Here is a 6,953-nt window from a genome sequence, read left to right as displayed (position 1 = left end):
CCCAGCCGCCGCCATGTCCTCCCCAGCCGTGCGCGTCAGCAGGCTGTGCGAACGCCAGAATCGACGCGGCGGCGGCGGCGCAGGCCGCGATCTTTAGAAAAGATGACGCCATAACGCTCTCTCCTTCCTCATTTCACCGCCAAGTTTACCCCCCGGCGACTGAACTCAAGATGAACATGCGACGGCTCTGACTTTAGAACATGATCCCCAAAAGTGGACCCCGGTTTTTGGAAAAGATCCTGCGAAAATAAAGAGTCCAGGGCGCGATGCGTTTCCGTGGAAACGCGCCGTGCTCCAGGCGTCGCCACGCGACAATTGGCGCGCGGATCGGGAAATTCGCCCCATGGACGCCGCCGCGCCGAATGATCAATCGGCGGGGCGCGCCGACGCGGGTTCGGCCAAGGCGCTGGAATTGGTGGAGATTGACAGGATTTCAAGCTTTTGACCGGAGGCGCCGACTTCGTCGCCCACGGCCTTGTTCATCAAAAACCTCGCCACCGGGGAGACGAAGGAAATGGAGCCGGATTTCGGGTCGGCTTCGTCCTCGCCCACGATGCGATAGGTCTGGACGCGTCCATCCGCGCGTTTGAACGTCACCGTGCCGCCAAAGGCGACTGTTGCGGTTGAGGTGGGATCGGCGATGAGCTGGGCGGTTCGGACTCTCGCGCCGAAATAGCGGAGATCGCGCAAGGGAATGGCGGCTTGGCGCCGTCGTTCGTTGACGTCCTCGATCTTTTGCGCCGCCTCATAGGCCTTGCGCGCCTGTTCGCATTGAACTTCAAGCGCCTTCAAGCCCGTTGCCGTCACGAGGTTGGGATGAGGTGAAATCGGGCGGTCGGGCAGCGCGGTCTCCGACGCTGTTTCCGCACTGTCTTCCTTGCTGAAGGCGACGCTCAACCTGGGGGGCCTTTCAAGCCGGACGGGCTGAACTCGGTTTGTCCGCGCCCCGTCGAAATGGAGAGATCCGATTTTGTTCGTGGCGGCAGTCTATCGATTGCCGTCGCGGTTTGCGATCCTCAATGTGGGGGATGGGAAAAGCGTCGCTCGCATCGGCGCGCCGTCGGCGGGGGCTTCATGTCACACGACCGCAAAGCGCCGATGGCCGACACTGTCGACTGACGGGAACTGGAGGGAGCGCGGATAAAATCAGCGCCATCAAGCCGCTCGCACCTCGCGGAGAAAGCTGTCGCATTCAACGCGCAGGCGCTCTGTCTGTTCGGCAAGTTGCGACACCGCCCGAAGCGTTTCTTCCGCCGAGACGCCAGTATGCCGGGAAGCGTTCTGGACTTCGTCGATGATGCGGGCGAGATCCCCGGCGAGTTTTGACGTGTCATGAACGTTGCGGGCGATTTCCGTCGTCGCCTGGCACTGCATTTCAATCGACCCGCCAACCGATGCGGCGATGCCGTTCACTTCATGGGTGGCGCCGCTCATCTCCTGAAGGCGCGCGCTCGCCTCCTGCGACGCCCTCTGGATGGCGGCGATTTTTCCGGAAATGTCGGCGGTGGCCTTCTGGGTCTGGTCGGCCAGCGTCTTCACTTCCGAAGCCACCACCGCGAAGCCGCGGCCGGCCTCGCCGGCGCGGGCGGCCTCGATGGTCGCATTCAGCGCCAGCATATTGGTCTGCTCGGCGATCCCGGAGATCAGCTCCGCCACCCCGCCAATGGAGCTGATGATCGTGTCCAGCTCCGCCATGCGGGCCTGGGTGATTTCCGCGATCTCGGCGGCGCTTGAGGAAACCGCCTGCGCGCGCGCCATGTGCGAGCCGATCTCCTCGGCGGAATGCGACAATTCCTCGGCGGCGGCGGCGACCGATTGAACGTTTTGCGAGGTCGTCATCGCCGCCTTCGAACCTTGTTCGGCCTGTTCGCCGGCGTGATGGGCGTTCTGCACCAGCGATTGCGCGACAGCCTCCATTTCCTGGGCGGAGCTTGCCACGCTGCTGACGACGGCGCCGACCGCGTTCTCAAAATGTTGCGCCAGAGTCAGCATGTCCCTGCGCCGCGCCTCGGCGACGACCTGACGCTGCTTTTCGCGCGCCGATTCCTCCGCGCGCGCGATTTCCGCCGCCTTGACCTTGAATTTCTCGACGGCCCGGGCGATCCCGCCAACTTCGGTCTTGGCGTCGAGCCCTGGCAGGACCACGCCGAGGTCGCCCTCGGCCAATTTCTCCATGGCCGCCGAGGCCCCTTGCAATTGCTGCGAAATCGAGCGCGCGATCACGAAGGCGACGGCGCACAAGGCCAGCAGCAGCGGTCCGATGATCATTCCGAACTTGCGGAAGATGCTCCACACCTCGCCACGAATGTCGTCGGTATAGGCCCCGGACCCGACATAAAAGCCAAGCTCTTGAATCGGAGCCGCATAACTGAATTTTTCCGAAGCGACGGTCTCGCCGGGCTTGGGCCAGGAATATTCAACCTTCCCGCTTTGGCCTTTCCGCGTCATGGCCAACAGATCGTTGAAAAAATACCGGCCCTGCGCGTCGTGGGCCTGATCGAGCGGCTTGCCTTCAAGCTCCGGCGCTGTCGGCAACATGCGAGCGACGCCATCGAGATTTTGGATGAAATAGTAGCCGTGCTCGCCAAAGCGCGCCGGTCGCAAAAGATCGACCACCTCATTCGCCGCCTCGGCTCCATGCCTCTTGAACAGACCGCGCGCGATCGAAGCGGCGGCGTCGACTTCATGGCTCAATTCCTTTTCCCGCGCCGAATAGAGCGCAGTATTGAATTGGTAAAGCGCGACGCCCGCGCCGACAAGGGTGACCGCAACGGACAAGACGGCAAGCGCCATTACCATCTGCACCACAGATACATTTTCACGAAGGCGATGGAGCGACATTCTATATACTCCGAGACAACAATAATGCGGACAGGCCACATTTTACGAAAATTCAAGCGAGCCTTCGTGGCGAGACGTTCATTCATTGGCCCTGTCGCGCATCAGGCCAACACAATGCGCGACCGGGCCGAACGCTTAACCGCAGAATTGCGCTCCCTCCCTCCGCAATATCCCCCGGAGGAGCTTGCGTAAAACTGATCATTCCAACATTCTTATTTATCTATGTAATTGACTTGCCCTCCTATGCACGATTTTGATTCAAACCTCTCCATTACGCAGCGGCATAGTCCTTGACGAAACCTTCGACGACCCGGCTGAGATCGATGGCCTGATTGGACAGGCCGGTGGAGAGCGTCATGAGTTGGACCGAGGCGGAGCCGGTCGTTTCCGCCGCCTGGCCGACGCCGGCGATATTGTCGGTGACCTGGACGGTTCCCGCCGCCGCTTCTTGGCAGTTGCGCGAAATTTCGATGGTGGCGGCGCCCTGCTGCTCGACGGCGCTGGCGATGACAGAAGTCGTCTCCTTGATGTTGGTGATGATCGCGCCGATCTCGTTCATCGACTTCACCGTGTCATTGGTGGCCGACTGTATCTCGGAAATCCTGGCGGCGATGTCGGCCGTCGCCTTCGCCGTCTGGCTCGCCAGCAGCTTTACTTCCGTGGCGACCACGGCGAAACCCTTGCCGGCCTCGCCGGCGCGAGCCGCCTCTATGGTCGCGTTGAGCGAGAGCAGATTGGTTTGGTCGGCTATGCCCCTGATCAGATTGATGACATCGCCAATGGTCGAGGCCGCCTCGGACAAGGCCGCGATACGAGCGTTGGAGGATTGCGCCTCATGGAACGCGGTGTCCGCCACCTTGGCCGACTGGTTGACCTGCAGGGTGATTTCGCGCACCGAGGCCGTGAGTTCCTCCGAGGCGGAAGCGACCGTCTGGACATTGGCGGCGGCCTGTCCGGCCGCGCCGGAGACCGCCTCGGCCTGGCGCGAGGTCTCTTCCGCCGCCGCCGAAAGGCTGTGGGCGGCCTCCGCGACCTCGCCGGAGGATTTGGTGAAGCCGCCGGCCAGCGCCTGCATGCGGGTAATGAAATCATGCGACAGTTTCTCGCGACGGGCCAGCAGCACGCGCTCCTCCTGCTCGCGGGCGGCGACCGCCAGACGCGCCTTCTCGGCCGCCTGGAGCTTTTCGCGCAGCACTTCGAGGGTCCTGGCCATGGCGCCGATTTCGTCGCCGCGATCTGCGCCAGTCACCGCTATGCCCAATTGGCCCTGGCCGAGCGCGTTCATTGCCTCCATGGTCGCACGGATCGGCGCGACGATGGCGTTGCGCGCCAGGTAAACCGCCAGACCGACGATCAGGAGGGTGGCGGCGATGATGCCGCCGAGCGTCAACCGGGCGCTGGAGGCCGCGGTGGCTTTCGCTTCGGCAGTTCTCCGCTCGCGTTCGCCGATGATCCCCTCGTTGACGACGACCGCGTCTTTCAGCAACTCGTTGAAGACGGGTTTGCACGCCTTCTCCATCAGCGTTGTGGCCTTGACCATACCCTCGAGGTTGTTATCGGCGGCGATGCGGATGGTCTCGGCGCAGGGGCCGTCCAGCGCCGCATGAAACTTCCGCGCGCCGGCGTCAATCGCTTCGGCGAAAGCGGGAACCCGCTGCCGCTGGGCGGCGGCTTGTTCGTCGAAGCCGGCGACCGCCTCCTTGAGCAGGGAGTCCGCCAGCCGATTGCCCTCATCAGTCGTCGACACAATGTTCTGATAGATCGCCGATTGCGCGGCGACGATGAAGCGCGCGGCGCGCGCGCCATGGGTGCTCGCCGCGGCCGGTCCGTCGATGATTGCGGTGGCGGCGGCGTCAATCACCGAGAACTGCGCCGTAGCGTAATAGGCCGCCCCGAGACTGACGCTACCAAGCAGGAGCAGCAGGCTCACGACTTTCCAGACGATTGGCCAATTATGGTATGACATATCGGTGTCCCTCGTTCAGCTGTCGGCCAGTTCGCACGTAAAAAAACAACCAATTCGTGCATTTAGCTAACTTTTTTCAAAAAAAGCACGCTATGGTTGTATTTTAATTTCCTTAACATATTTTTAAGCTGTCGGATTGTTAACGCCAGGCGGGCGGCATGGATGATGCCCGGCAAATCGCGGCCCGCGACAAGCGGTTAGCCGAAGCTGTGTTCAAACCAGCGACGTCGCCGGCGGACGAACCCGTCCGCGCGCAAAGAAAATGTGGCCTTCCCGTCGCCAAGGAATTGGTGTCGATCAAGCTCGGCAGCGATCTGCTTGCTCATTTTCAAGAGGATGGGCCGGGTTGGCGGGAGCGGATCAACAATGCGCCGCGGCGGACGGCGGGGCCGCAACAACACCGGCGTCTGCCGAGGACGACCGTTTCCTCAACGAGTCGCGAAACTCAAGGCCCGAGCATTTCCGGACGGAACAACGCCCGCTTGTCCACCACATCGCCGGAAACGACGAACACGCCGTCGCCAGTGTAATGCAGCGTTTCCGGATGGCTCGGTTCCGGAGCCACGTGCGCCTTCACCACCTCGAAGATGAAGAAGTTGTACTTGCCGACGAGGGCGTCGTCGTGGAGGCGGCACTCGAAGCTTGCGTGACATTCCCTGATCAGCGGAGCCTTGACCTCCGACGCCGCATCGGCCGTCAATCCGAACTTGGCGAACTTGTCGATCCTCGCGCCCGAGCAATTGCCGATGCCGACCACGACATCGACGAGTTCGGTCGTGGGCAGATTGATGACGCATTCGCCGCTCTCGCGGATCATGTGGAAGCTGTGATTCCCCGACGCGATCACGCAGCCGATGAGGGAGGGCGCGAATTCCATGACCGTGTGCCAGCCCATTGTCATGATGTTCGTCTTGCCTCGCCAGCGCGAAGAGACCAGCACGATCGGACCCGGCTCCAGATACCGTCTGACTTTGTAAACCGGAAAGTCTCGCTTTGCGATCATGGGCGGCCTCGATTTCACTTCGGGTTGAAAACGTCCTGACGATCTCCCTTGGCGACGATCGCCCGCATCCCGTCCGCCAGCGGCCTCTGGGGCGTCATGGTCTCGCCCGCCGGCGCGCGCAGCCAGATTCGGTGAACGAACGGGACAAGACAGCGGTTGTCCGGCCCAAGCCAGCGCCGCCAGTGCGGGGATGTCACGTTGCGGATGTTGGTGACGCGGGGATCACTGGTCTTTCCCTTCGGCGCGACCTGCGGCGATGGCATTCCCCATCTGGCCATCGTCAGCTCCCGCTCGCCGTCCGCGACACGCACGATCGGCGCCGGATAATCGGGGACGACGCCGGGCATGGACGGCAGGTTGCCCGTCCGTCACGGGCCACGCGGAACAGCGACCGCGTCGCGTCCTGCGTTGTCGGGATGATGCAAAGATTGCACATGCGCGGATTATGCGCGCCGGGACGACGGAGGCAATGTCGGGAGACATCCTCGACGTGAACGACCGAAATGCAACCAATGGTGTATGATGTGTGCGACGACGGAGAGCTAACGACCGGGGCGACGAGGCGCGTTCGCAATATGTCGGCGATCCAGCGGGCAACATGACGGAGACGACGCATGTCAAACGTATTCAAATTTGATCCGAACGCCATTCGTGAACGCAAGCGGTTGAACGAGAAATCCCCGGCCAAGGCGACCGAGGAGATGCGGGCCCGAAAAGACGCGCGCAGGGCGTGGCTCCTCTTCGTCGGAGCGGTGATCCTGCTGACGATTCTCAAGGCCCTGGCGCCCTTTGGATAACGCATGTCGGCGAGGTGTCGTCTGTCTTCGACACGGCAATGACGGTCGGTCGGAAGTTAGCCGGACGGGTTTGCGCGCGAAAGCCGCCACGGCCGGCGCCTTCGTCCACGTCTCTTCTTGCCCGAGAGTTCAGTTCACTATACGTTCTTATTGCAGCGCTACCGGATTCGTTCCCATCCTTGAGTCATTATGGTCGATCAGATCGTCATCACCGAGAAGTCCAGCCAGGCGAAGGACGTCCGCGCGGCCATAGGCGCTCGCTACGGCGACATTCTGCCGGCCGAGGGCCATCTGCTTGATCTGCTGGAGCCAGAGGAGGTCGTTCCGGCCTGGAAGCGCTGGTCGC

The 6,953-nt window shown here is 62.2% G+C and carries 7 protein-coding genes; 2 read left to right on the top strand and 5 right to left on the bottom strand.

Annotated features, from left to right (window positions below; translation table 11 throughout):
* Positions 1–366: 366 nt before the first annotated feature.
* The 3 genes from greA to CCR94_RS07170 form a co-directional block, all read right to left on the bottom strand.
* The gene (gene greA / locus CCR94_RS07180) at positions 367–897 is read right to left on the bottom strand and encodes a transcription elongation factor GreA (RefSeq protein ID WP_104507202.1); all 531 of its coding nucleotides are present in this window, start codon (positions 895–897) and stop codon (positions 367–369) included.
* A 258-nt stretch (positions 898–1,155) separates the two neighbouring features.
* Complete coding sequence (locus CCR94_RS07175) at positions 1,156–2,841, bottom strand: methyl-accepting chemotaxis protein (RefSeq protein WP_104507201.1); 1,686 nt, start codon at positions 2,839–2,841, stop codon at positions 1,156–1,158.
* Positions 2,842–3,112: 271 nt separating this feature from the next.
* Positions 3,113–4,807 (bottom strand): methyl-accepting chemotaxis protein, encoded by a 1,695-nt coding sequence (locus tag CCR94_RS07170; RefSeq protein WP_104507200.1) that lies wholly within the window; start codon positions 4,805–4,807, stop codon positions 3,113–3,115.
* Between the two features lie 158 nt (positions 4,808–4,965).
* Between CCR94_RS07170 and CCR94_RS26570 the strand changes: the two genes are divergently transcribed.
* Positions 4,966–5,337 (top strand): BrnA antitoxin family protein, encoded by a 372-nt coding sequence (locus tag CCR94_RS26570; protein ID WP_104507199.1) that lies wholly within the window; start codon positions 4,966–4,968, stop codon positions 5,335–5,337.
* Here CCR94_RS26570 and CCR94_RS07160 read toward each other — a convergent pair.
* Positions 5,253–5,810 (bottom strand): flavin reductase family protein, encoded by a 558-nt coding sequence (locus CCR94_RS07160; RefSeq protein WP_104507198.1) that lies wholly within the window; start codon positions 5,808–5,810, stop codon positions 5,253–5,255. The two genes, CCR94_RS26570 and CCR94_RS07160, sit on opposite strands and share 85 nt — an antisense overlap.
* Positions 5,811–5,824: 14 nt before the next feature.
* The gene (locus tag CCR94_RS26450; protein WP_338052974.1) at positions 5,825–6,157 is read right to left on the bottom strand and encodes an SOS response-associated peptidase family protein; all 333 of its coding nucleotides are present in this window, start codon (positions 6,155–6,157) and stop codon (positions 5,825–5,827) included.
* Positions 6,158–6,424: 267 nt separating this feature from the next.
* Here CCR94_RS26450 and CCR94_RS25405 point away from each other — a divergent pair, with 267 nt between their 5' ends.
* Positions 6,425–6,607, top strand: a complete 183-nt coding sequence (locus tag CCR94_RS25405; RefSeq protein ID WP_104507197.1) for a hypothetical protein — start codon at positions 6,425–6,427, stop codon at positions 6,605–6,607.
* Positions 6,608–6,953 lie beyond the last annotated feature (346 nt).

The sequence above is a fragment of the Rhodoblastus sphagnicola genome (assembly GCF_002937075.1).
GTDB lineage: Bacteria > Pseudomonadota > Alphaproteobacteria > Rhizobiales > Beijerinckiaceae > Rhodoblastus > Rhodoblastus sphagnicola.
The sequence above is the reverse complement of the archived record's forward strand: the minus strand, read 5'-3'. Positions and strand labels throughout refer to the sequence as shown.

What these genes read in the sequence shown, in the direction of transcription:
- CCR94_RS07160 (WP_104507198.1), bottom strand. Translation starts at nt 5,810, where the DNA reads ATGATCGCAAAGCGAGACTTTCCGGTTTACAAAGTCAGACGGTATCTG.
- CCR94_RS07170 (WP_104507200.1), bottom strand. Translation starts at nt 4,807, where the DNA reads ATGTCATACCATAATTGGCCAATCGTCTGGAAAGTCGTGAGCCTGCTG.
- CCR94_RS26450 (WP_338052974.1), bottom strand. Translation starts at nt 6,157, where the DNA reads ATGCCCGGCGTCGTCCCCGATTATCCGGCGCCGATCGTGCGTGTCGCG.
- CCR94_RS25405 (WP_104507197.1), top strand. Translation starts at nt 6,425, where the DNA reads ATGTCAAACGTATTCAAATTTGATCCGAACGCCATTCGTGAACGCAAG.
- CCR94_RS26570 (WP_104507199.1), top strand. Translation starts at nt 4,966, where the DNA reads ATGGATGATGCCCGGCAAATCGCGGCCCGCGACAAGCGGTTAGCCGAA.
- CCR94_RS07175 (WP_104507201.1), bottom strand. Translation starts at nt 2,841, where the DNA reads ATGTCGCTCCATCGCCTTCGTGAAAATGTATCTGTGGTGCAGATGGTA.